The organism is Vibrio sp. 10N.222.55.B11, from assembly GCF_041473705.1.
In the GTDB taxonomy this organism is placed as follows: domain Bacteria; phylum Pseudomonadota; class Gammaproteobacteria; order Enterobacterales; family Vibrionaceae; genus Vibrio; species Vibrio crassostreae_C.
Genome location: NZ_JBFRST010000116.1, coordinates 1 through 486 on the forward strand (window position 1 = coordinate 1; position 486 = coordinate 486).

General features: G+C 49.4%; 1 protein-coding gene. It reads left to right on the top strand.

Features of this window, described 5'->3' with window-relative positions:
- Positions 1-42: 42 nt before the first annotated feature.
- Positions 43-486: conjugal transfer protein TraF (traF, locus tag AB4503_RS25105; protein WP_372115886.1), on the top strand; the 444-nt coding region annotated here is incomplete at its 3' end.

Sequence of the window (486 nt, forward strand, 5' to 3'; positions counted from 1 at the left end):
AAGTGCCACGGGCGGATAACCGCCTCCACGGAATCAAGGTCTATGATGATGAAAAAACCTCTGCTTTGCGTCATTACCCTAGCGCTGCTTACTCCCCTCCATCCAGCTCTTGCTCAAGAAACCCCTCCTGGGTGGCGCTGGTACAACGAGCCAAAGGCAATGCCCGTAACGCCCAAACCTAAGCCGCTACCAAGCAACACTCAAACCACCGTATCAAGCCCTAAAACGTTATCGGCGACCGAACAGATGGCCTGGTTTCACTCTGTGCATATTGAAGCGCAAAACGACGCGGCCATTCATCCCAAAGATAAAGACAAGCTCGCGAAGTTTTTAGCGTTAAATCATTTTATCACGGACCAAACCGACCAATTAGGCATGACCTTTAAAGCGCTGCTGCTCGAAAGACCTGAGTTTTCTTACACCAAAGACCATCCGACAGAGCAAGCGGCAAGACAAGTGTATTTAACACTGGAGGATAAGAAGAAA